General features: G+C 70.5%; 15 protein-coding genes and 4 pseudogenes. 8 read left to right on the top strand and 11 right to left on the bottom strand.

Annotated elements, in window-relative coordinates; all coding sequences use genetic code 11:
- Positions 1 to 33: 33 nt before the first annotated feature.
- Both ACFYOP_RS13045 and gap read right to left on the bottom strand, forming a co-directional pair.
- Complete coding sequence (locus tag ACFYOP_RS13045) at positions 34 to 594, bottom strand: hypothetical protein (protein WP_356899617.1); 561 nt, start codon at positions 592 to 594, stop codon at positions 34 to 36.
- Between the two features lie 35 nt (positions 595 to 629).
- Positions 630 to 1,658, bottom strand: a complete 1,029-nt coding sequence (gene gap, locus ACFYOP_RS13040) for a type I glyceraldehyde-3-phosphate dehydrogenase (protein ID WP_356899616.1) — start codon at positions 1,656 to 1,658, stop codon at positions 630 to 632.
- Positions 1,659 to 1,891: 233 nt separating this feature from the next.
- Between gap and ACFYOP_RS13035 the strand changes: the two genes are divergently transcribed.
- The 4 genes from ACFYOP_RS13035 (at position 1,892) to ACFYOP_RS13020 (ending at position 6,466) form a co-directional block, all read left to right on the top strand.
- Positions 1,892 to 2,902 carry a zinc-dependent alcohol dehydrogenase gene (locus ACFYOP_RS13035; protein WP_356899615.1) on the top strand — a complete coding sequence of 337 codons (1,011 nt, stop codon included), beginning with the start codon at positions 1,892 to 1,894 and terminating at the stop codon, positions 2,900 to 2,902.
- Between the two features lie 214 nt (positions 2,903 to 3,116).
- Positions 3,117 to 3,800, top strand: a complete 684-nt coding sequence (locus tag ACFYOP_RS13030) for a CBS domain-containing protein (protein ID WP_356899614.1) — start codon at positions 3,117 to 3,119, stop codon at positions 3,798 to 3,800.
- A 947-nt stretch (positions 3,801 to 4,747) separates the two neighbouring features.
- Positions 4,748 to 5,347, top strand: coding sequence for a sigma 54 modulation/S30EA ribosomal C-terminal domain-containing protein (locus tag ACFYOP_RS13025; protein ID WP_356899613.1), 600 nt, complete (start codon positions 4,748 to 4,750; stop codon positions 5,345 to 5,347).
- Positions 5,348 to 5,533: 186 nt separating this feature from the next.
- Positions 5,534 to 6,466 (top strand): universal stress protein, encoded by a 933-nt coding sequence (locus tag ACFYOP_RS13020; RefSeq protein WP_356899612.1) that lies wholly within the window; start codon positions 5,534 to 5,536, stop codon positions 6,464 to 6,466.
- 427 nt (positions 6,467 to 6,893) lie between these two features.
- On the opposite strand, the gene ACFYOP_RS13015 is transcribed toward ACFYOP_RS13020, so the two are convergent.
- From ACFYOP_RS13015 to ACFYOP_RS12995, 5 genes and pseudogenes are all read right to left on the bottom strand, one after another.
- A complete protein-coding gene (locus tag ACFYOP_RS13015) occupies positions 6,894 to 7,088 on the bottom strand; it encodes a hypothetical protein (protein WP_356899611.1) in 195 nt (64 codons plus the stop codon).
- A gap of 192 nt (positions 7,089 to 7,280) precedes the next feature.
- A pseudogene (locus ACFYOP_RS13010) lies at positions 7,281 to 7,562 on the bottom strand (YfcC family protein); the annotation flags it as partial.
- Positions 7,563 to 7,688: 126 nt separating this feature from the next.
- Positions 7,689 to 7,865 (bottom strand): annotated as a pseudogene (locus ACFYOP_RS13005) (universal stress protein); the annotation flags it as partial.
- A gap of 110 nt (positions 7,866 to 7,975) precedes the next feature.
- The gene (locus tag ACFYOP_RS13000; RefSeq protein WP_356896259.1) at positions 7,976 to 8,236 is read right to left on the bottom strand and encodes an SHOCT domain-containing protein; all 261 of its coding nucleotides are present in this window, start codon (positions 8,234 to 8,236) and stop codon (positions 7,976 to 7,978) included.
- 338 nt (positions 8,237 to 8,574) lie between these two features.
- A complete protein-coding gene (locus ACFYOP_RS12995) occupies positions 8,575 to 9,426 on the bottom strand; it encodes a universal stress protein (RefSeq protein WP_356896257.1) in 852 nt (283 codons plus the stop codon).
- Positions 9,427 to 9,765: 339 nt separating this feature from the next.
- On the opposite strand from ACFYOP_RS12995, the gene ACFYOP_RS12990 reads away from it, so the two are divergent.
- The 3 genes from ACFYOP_RS12990 (at position 9,766) to ACFYOP_RS12980 (ending at position 11,565) form a co-directional block, all read left to right on the top strand.
- Entirely contained in the window at positions 9,766 to 10,260 is a 495-nt protein-coding gene (locus tag ACFYOP_RS12990) for a flavodoxin domain-containing protein (RefSeq protein ID WP_388451444.1), read from the top strand.
- A gap of 58 nt (positions 10,261 to 10,318) precedes the next feature.
- A complete protein-coding gene (locus tag ACFYOP_RS12985; RefSeq protein WP_356896253.1) occupies positions 10,319 to 10,849 on the top strand; it encodes a hypothetical protein in 531 nt (176 codons plus the stop codon).
- A gap of 68 nt (positions 10,850 to 10,917) precedes the next feature.
- A complete protein-coding gene (locus ACFYOP_RS12980) occupies positions 10,918 to 11,565 on the top strand; it encodes a CBS domain-containing protein (protein WP_356896251.1) in 648 nt (215 codons plus the stop codon).
- A gap of 70 nt (positions 11,566 to 11,635) precedes the next feature.
- Here the strand turns inward: ACFYOP_RS12980 and ACFYOP_RS12975 are convergent.
- Positions 11,636 to 11,836 (bottom strand): annotated as a pseudogene (locus ACFYOP_RS12975) (DUF1918 domain-containing protein); the annotation flags it as partial.
- Between the two features lie 52 nt (positions 11,837 to 11,888).
- On the opposite strand from ACFYOP_RS12975, the gene ACFYOP_RS12970 reads away from it, so the two are divergent.
- Positions 11,889 to 12,323, top strand: a complete 435-nt coding sequence (locus tag ACFYOP_RS12970; protein ID WP_388451441.1) for a DUF4389 domain-containing protein — start codon at positions 11,889 to 11,891, stop codon at positions 12,321 to 12,323.
- Between the two features lie 352 nt (positions 12,324 to 12,675).
- Here the strand turns inward: ACFYOP_RS12970 and ppdK are convergent, their stop codons facing one another.
- From ppdK to ACFYOP_RS12955, 3 genes and pseudogenes are all read right to left on the bottom strand, one after another.
- Positions 12,676 to 15,378: a pyruvate, phosphate dikinase gene (gene ppdK, locus ACFYOP_RS12965; protein WP_356896247.1), complete on the bottom strand. Its 2,703-nt coding sequence runs from the start codon at positions 15,376 to 15,378 to the stop codon at positions 12,676 to 12,678.
- A gap of 66 nt (positions 15,379 to 15,444) precedes the next feature.
- Positions 15,445 to 16,314 (bottom strand): universal stress protein, encoded by an 870-nt coding sequence (locus tag ACFYOP_RS12960; protein ID WP_356896245.1) that lies wholly within the window; start codon positions 16,312 to 16,314, stop codon positions 15,445 to 15,447.
- A 122-nt stretch (positions 16,315 to 16,436) separates the two neighbouring features.
- Positions 16,437 to 16,912: pseudogene (locus tag ACFYOP_RS12955) on the bottom strand (rhodanese-like domain-containing protein); the annotation flags it as partial.
- Between the last annotated feature and the right edge of the window lie 32 nt (positions 16,913 to 16,944).

Here is a 16,944-nt window from a genome sequence, read left to right as displayed (position 1 = left end):
GGCCGAGCATCCGATGGTCTCCGCTCCTGAAGTTCAGACATTCCGGTGATCCCACTCCTGGGCCACTCGTGCCCACTCCAGAGCCCACTGCGCGCTGCGGCGTCGATCGAACTCCCGTCGGACGAGCCGGTGGACGGCGAGCGCGGCGAAACCGACGCTCACCGTGACGACGAGCGCGGCCACCGCGGCATTGAGCCGCGCGGCGGCCGGGCTGAGCGGTGCGGAGGTCATCGCCCCGTCCTTGTCGGTCCACACCGAGACATGCGCTCCGCGCTCCATGCCGCCCCGGACCTGCAGCCGGCCGGTGTGCACGGCGCCTTGCGGGCCGGTCCACCGCACGGTGGCCCTGGCGCGGGTGCTGCCTCTGGCCACCGGGGCGGCGTTCTCCACCAGCACGGCATCGGTGAGGCGGTGCTCGACCCGTTGCTGCGACCGTGCCTCCAGCACGGCCTTGCCTGCCACCGCGCCCGCGAGGGGTGCGCCGACGAGCCCTGCCACCACCAGAGCCAGAATGATCCAGCCCTCGATCACGTGGGAGGGGCGGCGCAGCGCGTTGCGTCGCCACCGCCACAGTCTCACCCTCTTGGTACTCACCGTCTCCCCCTCCTCACCTGCCGGGTTCTCGTGGTTCATCGGGGCTCGAGCAGGGCGGCGACGTATTGGCTCAGGTCGACGAGACGGTTGGTGTAACCCCACTCGTTGTCGTACCAGCCGAACACCTTGACCAGGTTTCCGTGCGCCTGTGTCAGTGGGGCGTCCACGATGCACGAGGCGGGGTCGCCGACGATGTCACGCGAGACGATCGGGGCGTCGCTCACCCGCAGGATGCCCTGCAGCTGTCCTTCCGCGGCTTCCCGGAACGCGTAGTTGACGTCCTGGACCGACACCGGCCGCTCCAGCACGAGGCTGAGGTCGGTCAGGGAGCCGTCCTCGACCGGCACCCTCACGGCGATGCCGTCCAGGGTGCCCGCGAGTTCGGGGAGAACCAGCCCCACGGCCCGTGCGGCGCCGGTACTGGTCGGGATGATGTTCACCGCGGCCGTTCGGCCCCGGCGCAGATCCTTGTGGGGGCCGTCGAGCACGACCTGGTCGTTGGTGTAGCCGTGGATGGTGGTCATCAGCCCTTTCACGATCCCGAAGCGCTCGTTGAGGACCTTCACCATCGGGGCCACGCAGTTGGTGGTGCAGGACGCGTTGGAGACGACGTGGTCGAGCCGCGAGTCGTAGGTGTGTTCGTTGACACCCATGACGACGGTGGCGTCGACGCCCTTGCCCGGCACCGAGAGCAGTACCTTGCGTGCTCCCGCCTTCAGATGCCGGCCGGCGTCCTCCCTGGTGCGGAAGCGGCCGGTGGCCTCGATGACCACGTCGACAGCGAGGGCCCCCCAGGGCAGGTCGGCCGGGTCACGCTCGGACGTGACGGCGATGCGGTGTCCGTCGACCGTGATGGACTCGTCGTCGTGCTCGACGCTGCGGCGCAACCGGCCGTAGGTCGAGTCGTAGGTGAGCAGGTGGGCGAGTACTCCCGGGGAGGCGAGATCGTTGACGGCCACCACTTCCACCCGGGTGTCGCTGTCGGCCTGTGCGCGTTCCATGACGCAGCGCAGGTAGTTGCGCCCTATGCGCCCGAAGCCATTGACTGCAATGCGTACGGTCATGTCCGCCGCCCTTCTGATGGGTGCCGATGTACGTGGTGTCAGGGTGCGGTCCCGCGAGGGCTCCGGACAGGGTCGAACGGTGGTGCCACGGGGCCATAGGGCCCTCTCCGCCCGGGCGCCGGGCGGACCGCCGGTCACGGGCCCAACGGCCCGCGGTACGGGTCCCGACCGGTTCTGTCCCCCACCGCCCGCTCGCTCCACGCTGGTCTCAACGACGAACGCGAGGAGCGGTCATGAAGGCAGCAGTGGTGACAGCGCTGGGACATCCGCTGTTGATCGAGGAGCGCCCCGACCCTGCGCCGGGCCCCGGCCAGGTGCGCATTCGTGTCGAGGCGTCCGGGCTGTGCCACACGGACATCCACGCGGCGCACGGTGACTGGCCAGTCAAGCCCACGCCTCCCTTCGTTCCCGGACACGAGGCGGTCGGTATCGTCGAGGAACTCGGGGACGGGGTCACTCGTCCTTCGGTCGGGCAGCGCGTCGCGGTCCCGTGGCTGGGCTGGGCCTGTGGGCGCTGTGAGCACTGCCTCTCCGGCTGGGAGACGCTGTGCGAGAAGCAGGTCAACACGGGTTACGGCATCGACGGCGGGTACGCCGAGAAGATGCTTGCCCACGCGGACTTCGCGCAGCCCGTCCCTGACGGCGTCGACCCGCGCGAGGCGGCACCGCTGACATGCGCGGGAGTCACCACGTACAAGGCCCTGAAGGTGGCGGGGGTCGGACCGGCGGACCTCGTGGCGATTTCCGGTGTCGGCGGGCTGGGGCACCTGGCCGTGCAATACGCCAAGATCGCCGGTGCGACGGTGGCCGCGATCGACATCTCCGACGAGAAGCTCCGGCTCGCCGCCGAGCTGGGCGCGGACATCCTCATCAACGCCCGCAAGGAGGACCCGGCCACGGTGCTCCAGCGGTACGGAGGAGCGCATGCGGCCCTGGCGCTGGCGGTGAACGAGGAGACCTTCGCGACGGCCATGGCCGGTCTGCGGCGTGGCGGCAAGCTGGTCATGGTGGCCCTTCCCGCGGACGGCATCGTCCAGGTACCGGTCTTCTCGACCGTGCTCGGCGGGACATCCGTCATCGGCTCGATCGTCGGTACCCGCCAGGACCTGGCCGAGGTGTTCCAGCTGCACGCCGCCGGACGCACCCGTGTGGTCTACGAGACCCGCCCGCTGTCGTCCGTCAACGAGTGCGTCGACGAGGTGCTCAGGGGGCAGGTCAAGGCACGCATCGTCTTCGAGATGTGAGCCCTTCGGGCTTCCCGTCGGCGTTCTGCCTCACCGAAGCGGCTGTACCGGAGAACTCGGCCGCAGGGCGTCACCGGCGGGGAGGCTCGAACCCCGCCCTTCGTCTCGACTCGGGAAACGCAGCCCGAACGGTCGCCATGGGGGACCGCCGTAACACCAGCGCCAACGACTGGAGATGAGAACCGTGGTCAGGAACCGGACGGTGGGAGAAGTGATGACCAGCGAGGTGGTGTCGGCGCAGCCGGGCACCCCCTTCGTGGAGTTGGCCCGGCTGCTCACCTCCCACCGGATCAGCGGCCTGCCGGTGGTGGACCACGACGACAAGGTCGTGGGCGTTGTGTCCCAGACCGACCTCACCGAGCGGCAGGCCGCTCGCGGCCGGCCCCGGTCCGCCCGGCACCGGGTCCTGCGGGAGGTGAGGCGGATGGCCCACGCCCGCCCCGAGCGGCTCCCCGCCGTGACGGCCGGCGAGCTCATGACCAGTCCGGCGGTCACCGTGCATCCCGAACAGCGCGTGGTCGACGCGGCGCGCATCATGGAACGCCGTCACATCGATCGGCTGCCTGTGGTGGACGAGGAGGACCGCCTCATCGGCATCACCACGCGCCGCGACCTCCTGCGCGTCTTCCTGCGCACCGACGAGGAGATCCGGACGGACGTCAGCGACGCGCTCTCGGTCCACGTGCCGGCGCACGGCGCCGACCACACGCATGTCGAGGTCCGCGACGGTGTGGTCACCCTGGCGGGCCGGTCCCGGCCCGACGCGGATACGTCGGACCTGATCCGAGCAGCGTGGCGGGTGGACGGGGTGGTCGGTGTGGTGAACCGGCTGGCAGACGGCCGTGGAACCGACATCGCTCCGCAGAGTGAGGCAGCGCTGGAGCCTGCCGCCGACTGAGAGCAGACGCCGGCGGCAGGTGGACGCGGACGACTCGAGGCTCTTGAGGCTGGACACCACCCGGCACGCCGACGGCGGCCTGCTGGTACGGGACCTGACCGTCCCGCAGGACGCTCACGGGCCGCGCGGCCGGTCGGTCTGCCCGCCGCCCGTGCTTCTGTCGGATGTGCCCGATGCGGTCGACAGCCGGGTCCATCGCGGCCGGCATCGCCGGGCGTACCCCGGTGCCCGAGCTGCCGCGGACCGACAGGTGGTCGGCCGCCCGCCAGTCCGCGTCGAGAGCGTCGAGTTCTTCGCCGGTGAGGGGTACGCCATCCGGACCCTCGTCCTTGCGCATGCCTGCTCCGTCTTGCCAAGGGGTGCGGCGTCACGGAGCGCGGGCCCCCGCGCGGTCGTACCGAAAGACGCCTCGCCGCGGCCCCGGCGCCGTCTGTCGGCTCTTCGACGCACGCACTCCACGGTCGTGGGGGTGCCCGCCTCACGGCACCGTGACACAGGCGGCAGGACGGCGAGAAGGCCGGTTGGGTCACCCCTGTGCCTCTCTTCGGAATTCCGAGCGAACAGGCCGCGGTCCTCCGTCATTTCCGGGCACAGCTCGTGGCTGTGGGCCGAACGGCCTTCGCAGACGTCCGGAAGTCCCCGCGTACGTGCGTGATACGGGTACGGGCGGCAGCTGGGCCCGGGCCCTGTCGGCTCTGCCCGGGACGGGCCGGCGGCGGACAGGCTGGGAGCGATCAAGGAGGAGTTCCCATGAGCGGTCCGAAGACCAGCAGTGAACTGGACGTCCAGGTACGGAACCGAGGACAGGTGCCGAAGGGCGCGGACGCCTATGCCCGGGAGAAGGTGCTGGCGGCGATCACCATGTGAGCGAACCGGTGCTGTCGGCCCGAGTGAAGCTCACGCAAGCCGTCAGTGCTTCGGCGGTCCGTCCGGCTACGGCTCAGGCCGTGGTGGACGTCAACGGCCGGCCGGTACGGGCCCACGTGGCCGCGAGCACCATGGTCGAGGCCGTCGACCTCCTGCGGGAGCGTCTGACGGCGCGGCTCGCCCGGGCCGCGCGGTACAAGACGCGCGGACTGCGCGGCAGCGGCCCGGACGACCGGGCGTGGTGGGACAGCCCGGGTCACGAACACCGCCCCCACCGCCATCACATGCCGGCCGAGGAACGCCGCATCGTACGACACAAGTCGTTCAGCCTGGCCCGGCAGACGCCCGAGGACGCCCTGATCGACCTCGAAGCCCTGGACTACGACTTCTGGGTCTTCACCGACCTGGACTCCGGGTACGACAGCGTCGTCTACCGGGACCCTCGCACCGGTCGGCATCGCATGGCTTCCCTCGGGTCCGTGGGTCCCGAACGTGAGATCGAGGGACTACTGAGCGTCAGCACGGTTCCCGTCCCCACGAGCGGTGTTGACGAGGCCGTGCAGCGGCTGCACCTGACCGGCCTGCCCTTCGTCTTCTTCCACGACACCGGCACTGGCCGGGGCAGCGTGCTCTACCACCGCTACGACGGCCACTACGGACTGATCACCCCGGCCCGATAGGACCCGCCCCGGGACCATACCGGCCGCTTCCGGCTCTCCCGGGATTCCCGGCCGCTCGGACGGCTCGCTGGGACCGGCCCGTTCGCCGCCGTCCAGTACCGCGTGCGGACCGCCGGTCCCGCCCTCGGCTCCCGTGCCTCCACCGCCCCTCAAGCAGACGTCCCCACCCAGCATTCGGAGAAAGCCATGTCACGACGTACCGTCATCGCCGCTGTGGACGGCTCGGCCGAGTCGCTCGCCGCAGCGGAGTGGGCCGCCCGCGAGGCCGGCCTGCGCGGACTGCCCCTGCGCATCCTCCACGCCTGGCAGGACTGGTCGCCGGCCTTCACCCACGCCCCGTTCCTGGGCACGGACACCACCCCCGGCGGAACGACCGTCACCCGGCACTGGGCAGAGCGCGTCCCTCGTGAAGTGGCCGATCGGCTTCGGAAGGACCATCCCGAACTGAACGTCGGCGTCGAGCAGGTCTTCGGGCGTCCCGCCCAGGTGTTGCTCTCCGCGGCCGAGAAGGCGGAGGTCCTGGTCCTGGGATCGCGAGGGCTCCGTCCCCTCGGTGGTTTCATGGCCGGGTCGGTGTCCATGCCCGTCATCGCGCATGCCGAGCGCCCGGTCGTCGTCGTACGGGCCGGCGAGCGGGCCGAGGACGGGCAGCGATCCGGATCCGGTGACAGCGTGGCCGGCAAGGGGGGGTACTTCGATGTGGTGGTCGGCCTCGATCTCTCCCGGCCGTGCGACGAGTTGATCGCGTACGCCTTCGAAGCCGCCGCTGCGCGATCGGCCACACTGCGGGTCGTCCACGGCTGGACCGCCCCCGTCGTCTTCGGATACGACCCGGCAGCCGCCGATCCCGGCCACAGTGTCGCAAGGGGGCTTCGCGAAGCGAGTGCGCTCACGGACGCGCTGCGGCCGTGGCGTGGCAAGTTCCCGGGTGTCGAGGTCACGGAGCAGTGCGTCGTCGGCCGGGCGGCGGACCACCTCGTGGACGCCTCCAAGGACGCCTCGCTGCTGGTCGTCGGGCGGCGTATACGACGCGCGGCGATCGGCACGCACATCGGCCCGGTCACGCACGCGGTGCTCCACCACGCCGCGGCCCCGGTGGCGGTTATCCCTCACCTCTGACCGTACGGTCGGCACGGCCGCCGTGAACCGCGTGATCGCCGGGGCCAGGCGCGACCGCTTCCATGCGAAGCGCTCGCGCCTGGCCCCGGCAGCTCCGTGCAACGGACGTCGGGGCATTACGCCGGCTGCTCCAGGGAACGGCCCCCGCCTTCACGCGCGGCCCACTCGACAAAGCCCACGTCGCCGTGCCGTCGCGACGGCCCGGTCCCCTCTTGACACACCCTCAACTCCTCCAGCGCCCACGTCGCCTGCGGCGGACGTGGGCGTGGAGTGTCGACGGGCCGCCGGCCGCTTGTGGGACTCCGACGGACGAGCCCGGCGATCGGCTCCCTTCGTCTGGTTCACCGAGCTTCGCAGCGGCGACAGCGACCGCGTCGATGCGGATGCCGTCTCCGGGTACCGTCAGCCCCGCGTACGACGGCTGGGCTCACGACCGCGTGCCGGAGCGGGACGTGTTGCCGTACATGCTCGTGGCAGCGACCAGAGCGAGCATCCCGACCGCCATCATGATCAGTCCTACCAGTGGCCGGTCGGCTCCGTCCCACTGCCAGTCGACGGCAAACACCAGAATCGCACCGAGACCGATCGACGTGATGGCTCCGATGGCAAGCAATCCGGGCACGTGGCCCCCCTTCCTTGAGCGGCTCATGGGCACCCTGCCCCGCCGATCCCCACTGTCGCTGGTCAACGGCGCCCCTCCCACGGGCCTGTTGGTCCCGTCCGGCACCGCCATGAGGCCCGAGTCGCTCCAGGCACAGCAACGGGCCGGCGGAACCGAGTTACTCGGCCCGTCGGCCACTGAGCGCGACCGGACTCAGTGCATGGCCGCACCGACTGCCAGGAACCCGGCGACGGCCACCAACAGGGCGCCCGCCAGTGGGGTCATGGAGCGCAGGTACTGGTCGCAGCGGACCTTGGCCAGGGCCAGGCCGCCCATGACGACGGCCGACGTGGGCGTCACGAGGCTCACCCATCCGGAAGCCGACTGGTACGCGGTCACCACCAGGGCCCGGCTCACCCCGGTGAAGTCGGCCAGGGGAGCGAGGATGGGCATCGCAAGGGCCGCGTGCCCGGACGAGGAAGGGACGAAGAAGGCCGACGAAGACCGCCGCGACGATGAACAGGGCGGCGAGTTCCGCCCGTTCATCGGTCCGCAGGGCCCTTCGGCCCCACTGGTCAGCCGTCGGGGGACCGCGTACACGGACACCCGGGAACCTGCCGTTCACGCGTCTTCGTGCGGCACCACGGCCACAGGTGACAGACAGTGGTGCAGCACGGCGTGCGTGACGGCACCCGGATGGGCGTTGACCGGTGATCGCCGCTCGCGGCGGCCGATGACGACCAGACCCGCCCCGCGATGCGTCGACCGGTCGAGGGAAAGTGGTGGACTCGGCTCGACCCTGACGACGCGGCCGTACCGTCATGGTGATCGACTCGGGGAGAAGGCACAGGGGCGCCGTCCGTATCGATCGGCTTTCGATACGGACGGCGCCCCTGTGCCTCAAAGGGTCATGGTCCGCCGGGCGGACTGACGTGCAGCACATTCAGGAGACGCCTGTACTCGTCTTCGTCGATCTCCCCACGAGCCAGTCGGGTCTCGAGGACCTGCTCCGGCGTGGGCATGAGGGTGTGAACATGCTCGTGCGGTCGGTTCAGGGCACGGAACAGCATGACCGCTGCGGTGATGATCAACACCCAGAAAAGGATCATGCTCGCCGACATGGCGAACCACGCCCACCCACTGACGTCATGGTCGTACCAGAACATCATCGTCACTCACCTGCTTCGCCGGTCGGCCGCCGACACGGAAGTCCGTCACCGGCGGAAGTTGTTGTCCTCACTTGCATCGTGCCTCGCCGGGATGCCCGTGGCTGGGGCCGAACGGCTCTGAACGAGGGGCCGTTGGCCTCCATCGGCTGCCACAGGGGATCCCTGCGTCGGCGAGGCTTTGATCTGGAGCATGGTCAAGGGGAGGAACGGCGCCGCCGGAGAGGGCGAAGAGCGCGCAGGGCACCACCTCGGGGGTCAGGTGGGCGTGGGCTGATCGTCGGCGACGTGCCGGGAACAGGCTGGTACGTCACGGGACGCCTCCACGTTCGCTCGGGAGATCAGCGCCACTGCGGTACGACTGCGACAGGGCAGGCGGCATAGTGCAGGAGCGCGTAATTCACCCTGCCGAGGTGCAGTCCGACGCGATTGATCCTGCGCTGGGCTCCCACGACCAGCAGGTCCGCGGTCTCCGAGCGCTTGAGGAGCACGTCGCGCGCCGGCCCCTCGACCACGACGCGGTGGACATCCACTGACGGGAACTCGCCGGCGGATCCGGTCAGGGCCTCGTCGAGCAGGGCCTCCGCCCGGCGCCTGTCCTCGTCATCGCCGCTTGGGAGATCGAGCATCCTGCCGATGGACGTTCGTGCGGGACGGTGCCAGGCCATCACCGCATCGAGGGGGCGGCCGCGTGCTGCCGCGATCTCGAACGCGAAGTGGACGGCCGCCGAACCGGACGTGGCGTCCGGGACGCCGATCATGATCTGTTCATACCGTGCTGCGGTCGGCCCGTTCTCGTCCCGGACGACTACGACGGGGCACTGTGCGCGAGCGGCTACGACCAGGCTGACGGACCCCAGCCGGAGGTCCTTCAGCTCACCACGGCCGCGCGCCCCGGTGACGAGTGCGGAGGCGTTGCAGTCGGCGTTCAGCAGAGCCGTCACCGGGTCTTCGTGCACGATTTCCGTGGCCACCTCGACGTCCGGGGCACGCACGTGAGCCCGTGTCTCAGCCCCGTCGACCACATGCCGGGCGGTGTCCTGCCCGAACGGGTTCGTCGCGCAGTCGTCCTCCGCGGTCGCATGCAGGATCTTCAGGGGCAGAGCGAGTCGGGCTGCCTCCTGCGCGGCCCAGTCGAGCGCGAGCATGCTGGAGTCCGAACCGTCCACTCCCACAACCAAGGGCAACCACATGGTCTTCACCCGCTTCTTGCCGGTGCCCCGAATCCTTACCCATGGCAACCGTCGCACCGGACTCGCGCCAGAAGGAGAGGCTGATGGGGCAGCGCGGAGGGACGTACGGCCCCCTCGGGTTCCAGGACCGGCCCGAAGGCCGGGCGCCGACGGCGCCCAGCCGCCTGCGTGAGCGGGAACAGGGCCGTTCGGCCCCCGACCTCTGCCTCAGAGTCCCTTCAACGCTCCGGGCCGAGGGCGCACGCTCAGAAGCGGAACCACTCGCACGTCGGACGGGCAACGCACTCAGCGCACCTCCCGGCGTATTCCAGAAGGGCGGTGGGGACAGTGCCTCGCAGTGTGCTGATCACCTATGGGACGAAGAACGGTTCGACCGCCGAGATCGCCGACATCATCGCTTCCGTTCTGCGGAACGAGGGACTGGAGACGGAGGTCCTGCCTCCGTCGGAGGTGACGGACGTCCACCCCTACGACGCGGTGGTCATCGGCGGCGCTCTCTACATGGGCCGCTGGCACCGGGACGCCCGGCGCTTCGCCCGGCAGCACGCCGGAGCCCTCCGCGAACGTCCGGTCTGGCTGTTCAGCAGCGGCCCGCTGGACGCCTCGGCGTCGGAGCGCGACATTCCCGCTGTTACCGGCGCCCGTCGGGCACAGCGACGCACCCATGCGCGCGACCACGTCACTTTCGGCGGACGGCTCGAGGCAGGGGCGAAGGGCCGCATGGCCAAGGCCATCCTCGACGAGGGCCGCGGGGGCGATTTCCGCGACCTGGACCGCATCGCGAAGTGGGCACGCGGCGTGGCGACCGAGGTCAAGGACCCGGAAGGATCATGAAACGATGCTCCCGGCAGTCTGGAACCGCAGCTGGCGCGCGCATCCCATGCGCCGGCGAGTGGATGATCTCGAAGCGCGGGCACTCCTGGTCGTGGCAGGCCTGGTCCTGACAGGCTCACCGGCCGTCGGTACGGCCGCCGGCTGGTACTCCTACGACCACGGCCGGACCGTCGCCGCTGCACAGGAGGCCTCCCTCCGGCCGGCACGCGCGGAAGTACTGACGGACACTCCCGAACCCGTGCCTCGGACCGACGAGGCCTCGCGCCCGGTGACACTGCCCGTACAGGCTCGGTGGACAGGCGCGGACGGCGAAGAGGTCAAAGGCACGATCCGGGTGCCGCCGGGCACCGTCCGCGGGGAGCGCACGGAGATCTGGCTGAACCGGGAAGGACGGGTCGCGCCGGCCCCGCTGAACGACCGCGCCATCTGGAACGGCGCTGTGACCGCCGGCCTGTTCGGCGTCACCCTGACCGCGAGCGCCGGAGGGCTCGCCGCAGTGGCGGTGCGCAAAACCTGCAGCCGGCGTCGCGCGGCCGACTGGGAACGCGAGTGGAGCCAGGTGGAACCGGAATGGAGCCGCCTCGCCTGAATCCCCACCTCGAAGAGATGAACGATGCGCTGCCGTGTCCCCTGTGCACCCGACCTGAGGAGAGCGCGATGTCCGAATCACCCCACACCGTGAGCGACGTCATGACCCACACCGCTGTGGCGGTGGGCAGCCGGGCGTCGTACAAGGAAATCGTCGAGTTGATGCAGCAGTGGAAGGTCAGCGCGCTGCCCGTGCTGGCAGGCGAAGGACGCGTCATCGGCGTCGTCTCAGAAGCCGACCTGTTGCTCAAGGAGGAGTACCGCATCGACGACGAGGTCCTGTCCGGACCTCCGCCCGCCGACAGCGCCAAAGCGGACGCGGTGTACGCGGAGGAACTCATGTCGAGCCCCGCCATCACCGTCCACGCCGACGCGACCATCGCCGAGGCGGCCAGGATCATGGCGAGACGGCACGTGAAACGCCTGCCCGTGGTGGACCGCCTCGGTGTGCTGGAAGGTGTTGTCAGCAGGACCGATCTGCTGAAGGTCTTTCTGCGGTCCGACGACGACGTGGCCACCGAGATCCGGACCACCGTCCTGCCGGATCTGCCGGAATCGGCGCAGGTGCGCATCGGCGTCGAGGAGGGTGTGGTGACCGTGGGCGGCCGCCTGCGGGACCGGTCCCTGGTGCCGCTGCTGGCGCGGGCGATCCGAGCGGTCGAGGGTGTCGTGGACATCCGGATCGACTTGCGCGGCCCTCAGGCGTCCGTGCGTTGAGGCCGCAGCGCCGGCGGCGCACGGGTGGTGCCCGCAACCTGGTTGCGGGCACCACCCGTGCGCTCCCTCACAGGTGTCTGATGTGGGCGTCCGGTCCCGGGAAGAACAGCGTGACCCTTCCGGTGTCGGACCAGCGCACGTCATAGGGCGGGCTGCCGTCGTCGTGGTGCAGGCCGACCACTTCGCCGTCCCGGCGCACCACCCCCACCGCCGGGCCCTCCACGATGATCTGATCGCCGAGACGCGCACTTACTGTCGTGCCGGCGCTCACTTCCAGCCCGGTCCTGCTCTCCTCCACCAGGTGCGGGTGATTCGCGGGTGCCATGGCCTTCTCCCCTCTCGGTGGTTCCTTCAGGCGGCGGCCTGCCTGGCCACCCCCTCGGTGTCATCGTCCGTCGAATGCCGTAACCGGGCCCAGGGCCACCGGGGTCGACGGCAGGGCCGTACGTCCCTTTCTGACGCGCGAACGCCATCAGCGTGTGGTGGCGACGAGGACTGCTTGTGCCCGGGGCGGCTCAGCCGCGCGGCCAGGATCCCAGCCCGCCTCCTGCCGGTCCGGCGGTCTGATCGCCGTTCTCGCCCTGATCGCGGTGATCACACTGGCCTTCACCGACAGGTACCCCCGCGACCTCTTCGCGCTGATCACGGGCCTCGAACGGTGGGTGCTGCGGGTCGCCGCCTACGCGGCTCCCATGACCGACGAGTACCCTCCCTTCCGGCTGGACATGGGTGGTGACGAACCCGGTCTCAGGACCTGAGCGTCGACGCGGTCCCGTGGCGCCGGGCTCGGGACCCGAGAGGTGGCTTCGATGCCTGTCCGCACGCCTGACACGACATCGTTGCCCTCGTGGGTCGCCGACGCCACGCGGGCACCGTCCGTGCACAACGCACACCCCTGGCGGTTCGACGACGCGAAGGCCGACGGCCTGCCGTCGGCTGCGCATCGGCCCTGACGCCGCGGATGCCGCACACGGCCCCGTCGGCACGCGGCCGGTCCGTACGTCACCGGTCCCGACAGGCTGCCGGCCGATGTCAGGAGCAAGATACGCGTGGCCACCCGTGAAGTTCGCGACGTCGGGCGAGGAACGGCGTCGGCGCGTCGCGACGGGCTCATCTGCCGGCGTGGGCCCCCGTGGCCTGAAGCGCCGCGCGCCCGGCTTCGAGCCGTGCCACGGGGACGCGGAAGGGCGAGCAGGACACGTAGTCCAGACCGGTGTCGTGGAAGAAGTGGACGGACTCCGGGTCTCCCCCGTGCTCCCCGCAGACACCGATCTTCAGCCCCGGCCGGGCGGCCCGGCCTTCGGCGACGGCGATCTCCACCAGGCGCCCCACTCCCTCACGGTCGATCGTCTCGAACGGGGACACCTGGAAAATGCCCTTGTCCAGGTAGGCCGCGAAGAACGCCGCCTCGACGTCGTCCCTGGAGAAACCCCAGGTGGTCTGTGTCAGGTCGTTCGTACCGAAGGAGAAGAACTCGGCGTCCCGGGCGATACTGCCCGCGGTGAGGGCAGCCCTCGGGAGTTCGATCATGGTCCCCACCGGGCATTCCAGCGGAACTCCGGTCTCCGCGGAGACCTGCTCCAGTACACGGGCGACTTCGGCCCTGACCAGACGGAGTTCCTCCACGGCGTCGACGAGCGGCACCATGATCTCGGCCCGGGGATCGCCGCCGGCGCGTCTGCGTGCCACGACGGCTTCGGCGACGGCTCTCACCTGCATGGCCACGAGCCCGGGAACGACCAGCCCGAGCCGTACCCCGCGCAGGCCGAGCATGGGGTTCTCCTCGTGCATCCGGGTGACCGCCGCCAGGAGTTCGGCGTCGTGGGGATCGGGATGCCGCCCCAGAGCGCCCTGCCGGGCGACGCGTACCGACAGCTCCGTGAGGTCGGGCAGAAACTCGTGCAGGGGTGGGTCCAGCAGTCTGATGGTCACAGGCAGACCGTCCATCGCTGCCAGGATGCCGGTGAAGTCCCGCCGCTGCAGGGGCAGCAGAGCGGCGAGTGCCGCCTCCCTCTCCGCGTCGTCGTGGGCCAGGATCATCGCTTCGACCAAGGGCCGCCGGTCACCGAGGAACATGTGCTCGGTGCGGCAGAGCCCGATCCCCTGTGCCCCGAACCGCCGGGCCCGAGCGGCGTCCTCCGGCGTGTCGGCATTGGCCCGGACCTCCATGCTCCGGGCCTCGTCGGCCTGCCCGACGAGCCGGTGCACATCATGTACGACCTGTGGGGCCTCCTCGCCCGGCGGGTGACCGCCGGACTCGAAGTACCGCATCACCGGGGAGTCCACGAGCGGGGCCGCCCCGAGGAACACCACCCCCTCGGACCCGTCGACGGAGACCACGGTGCCTTCCCGGACGGTGTGCGAGGCCGTCGAGAAGAGACGTTCCCCGGCGTCGACCGTGAGCTCCTCCGCACCACAGACGCAGACCTTGCCCATGCCCCGGGCGACGACGGCCGCATGGCTCGTCTTGCCGCCGCGGCTGGTGAGCACGGCCTCCGCGGCGATCATTCCCGGCAGGTCGTCCGGTGTCGTCTCCTGCCGTACGAGAACGGTCTTCTCTCCCGCGGCGGCCCGGCGGACTGCTTCGGCCGAGTCGAAGACGACCGCTCCGACGGCGGCGCCGGGAGAGGCGGGGATGCCCCGGGCCAGTACGTCACGGGCCCCGGAGCTGTCGAACCGCGGGAACATCAGCCGCGCCAGGCCTTCGCCGTCGACCCGGTCCAGCGCCTCCCGTGCGGTGATCAGCCCTTCGTCGACCAGTTGCCCGGCGATGGCGAAGGCGGCCTGGGACGTGCGCTTCCCGACGCGGGTCTGCAGCATCCACAGGGTGCCGCGTTCGACGGTGAACTCGATGTCGCACAGGTCCCGGTAGTGCGTCTCCAACTGACGCATGCAGTCGCGCAGCCGATCGAAGGAGGCCGGGTCGAGGCTCTCGAGATCCTGCAGGGGGACGGTGTTGCGAATGCCCGCGACGACGTCCTCGCCCTGGGCGTTCGGCAGGTAGTCGCCGTAGATCCCGGGCCGGCCCGTGGCCGGGTCGCGCGTGAAGGCGACGCCGCTGCCGGAGTCGGGGCCGAGATTGCCGAAGACCATGGTCTGGACGGTGACAGCGGTGCCGAGATCGTCGGGGATGTGCTCACGCCGCCGGTAGAGCCGCGCCCGTTCACCGTTCCACGAGGTGAAGACGGCGAGAATCGCCCGGCGGAGCTGTTCGGCGGGTTCCTGCGGGAACTCCTCTCCTGTCTTGGCCAGGATCAGGTCCTTGTACGTCTCGACCAGTCTCATCAGGTCAGGGGTGTCGAGCCGGGTGTCGTCGGCGGCATGGTGCTGCTTCTTCACACCGGCGAGGACCTCCGCGAAGGAGGCGCTGTCGACGCCCATGACGGTACTGCCGAACATCTGCACGAGACGTCGATAGGAGTCCCAGGCGAAGCGTTCCGTGTCAGGAGTCCTGCCGAGTCCGAGAACCGAAAGGTCGTTGAGGCCGATGTCGAGGATGGTCTCCATCATGCCCGGCATCGAGAACCGCGCCCCGGAGCGGACCGAGAGCAGCAGCGGGTCGTCCACCTGCCCGAGACGACGGCCTGCGGTTCGTTCCAGGGCGACCAGATGTTCGCCGACCTGCCGCTCGAGCTCGCTGGGCGGCTCACCGGTCGCCAGAAACGCCCGGCATGCCTCCGTGGTGACGGTGAAGCCCGGCGGCACGGGCAGACCCATGCGGGCCATCTCGGCGAGATTCGCTCCCTTGCCGCCCAGAAGGCCGGCCATGCCCCGCCCGCCCTCGCCGAAGTCGTACACGTACCGGTGTTCCATAGCGCTCCACCCGTCTCTCGATGCTCCCGGAGTCCCCTGTAAGCCCGCCTTTGAAGCGGTCGGCCCTCAGTCGTGCGGCACGACCGCCACGGGGCAGGACGCGTGGTGCAGTACGGAATGGACGACCGGCCCGATGTGGGCCCCCAGACGCGAGCGGCGGTGCCTGAGACCGACGACGAGGAGCCGGGCGCCCCTCGACGCCTCGACCAGATCCTGTGCCGCGCGCCCTTGGCCGCACTGCCGGCTGACGGCTGCACCGGGGTACTTCTCCGCCACTCGCGCCACCGCCGCTTCGAGTTCCTTCTGCCGTTCTGCCGGCACCTCCATGAACATCGGCAGAATGCCGACCGTGCCCGGCCCGTACACCGGCGGTGGGGTCCAGCTGTAAACGGCTCTCAGACCACAGCCATGGCGGTCGGCGTATTCGAAGGCGAACGCGAGCGCGTCGTCACTGGTATGGGGCAGGTCCACTCCGAGGACGACGTCTCCGGCCGCCGGCCCCGGCTCCGATGCGCTCGGTCCCCATGCCCGCACGAGGACGACCGGGTGCCGTACGCGGGCCAGAACGGCCAGCGAGACGGAGCCGGCGATGAAGCCCTTCACGCCGCCGAGCGCACGGGAGCCGAGAGCCAGGAGGTCCGCGTCCTCGCCGGCGGCGGTCAGCACTTCGACGGGGTCGCCGGAGATCTGTGACGTCTCCACCCGTACCCCCGGGCAGCGGCGGTGGACATGGGCGGCCGCCGAGTCGAGCAGCTCGCCGGCCACTTGGCGTTGTGTTTCGGGAGCCATGTGGTTGGTGAGGAGGACATCGGCGTCGTTCCACACGTGCACCAGCCGCAGACGACGATCGCGGCCGAGAGCCTCGTCGGCAGCCCAGTCCGCAGCCGCCAGGCTCTCTCGTGAACCGTCGACACCGACGGTGACAGTGCCGGGCATGATGGGCTCCTCTCCACGGACGGGTTCTTCTCCTCCCAGACTGGTCGGCTCGGGCGGGAGAGAAGAGAGGCCACAGGGCCCCTCCCCCGGACCAAGTGGCCCTCTCGCGGCAGCACCGGGGCGGGCCGTCCGCCCGGATCGGCCGCGTACAGCGGTGGCAGCGGCATGGCTGCCGTGAGAACGCCCCGCACCACCGCACCGCTCAGGTGCAGCGGTGGTCGGCCTGCAAGCGCGGTGAGCGTGGTCTGCGGGTGGCCGGCCCAGGCCGTACGTGCGGCCTCGGGACGGTGGAGGCCGTGACCGAGCTGCGTCCAGGTGGCGGTGCCGCCGGTGAGTGTGGCCGCGCGGACGCCACTCTGGGCCAGGGTGGCGCATGCCTGGCGGGAGCGGGCACCGGAGGCGCACACCACGAGCAGGTCGCCCCGGGCGGCAGCGGCCTTGATCGCGGGCAGGGCCTCGTCGGGGGGCCGAGCGGGATGTTGTGCGCGCCGGGCAGGTGGCCCGAGGCGTATTCGCCCGGAGTGCGGACGTCGATCACGATGAGCTCGTGCAGGCGGCTGACGGCCTGGCCGGCGTCGAGAGCGGCGGGAGTCGTCATCGCTTTTCCTTTTGCGGTGGGAAGGAATCGCT

The sequence above is a fragment of the Streptomyces sp. NPDC006294 genome, from assembly GCF_042870895.1.
GTDB lineage: Bacteria > Actinomycetota > Actinomycetes > Streptomycetales > Streptomycetaceae > Streptomyces.
This window is presented reverse-complemented; position numbering and strand designations above follow the sequence as displayed.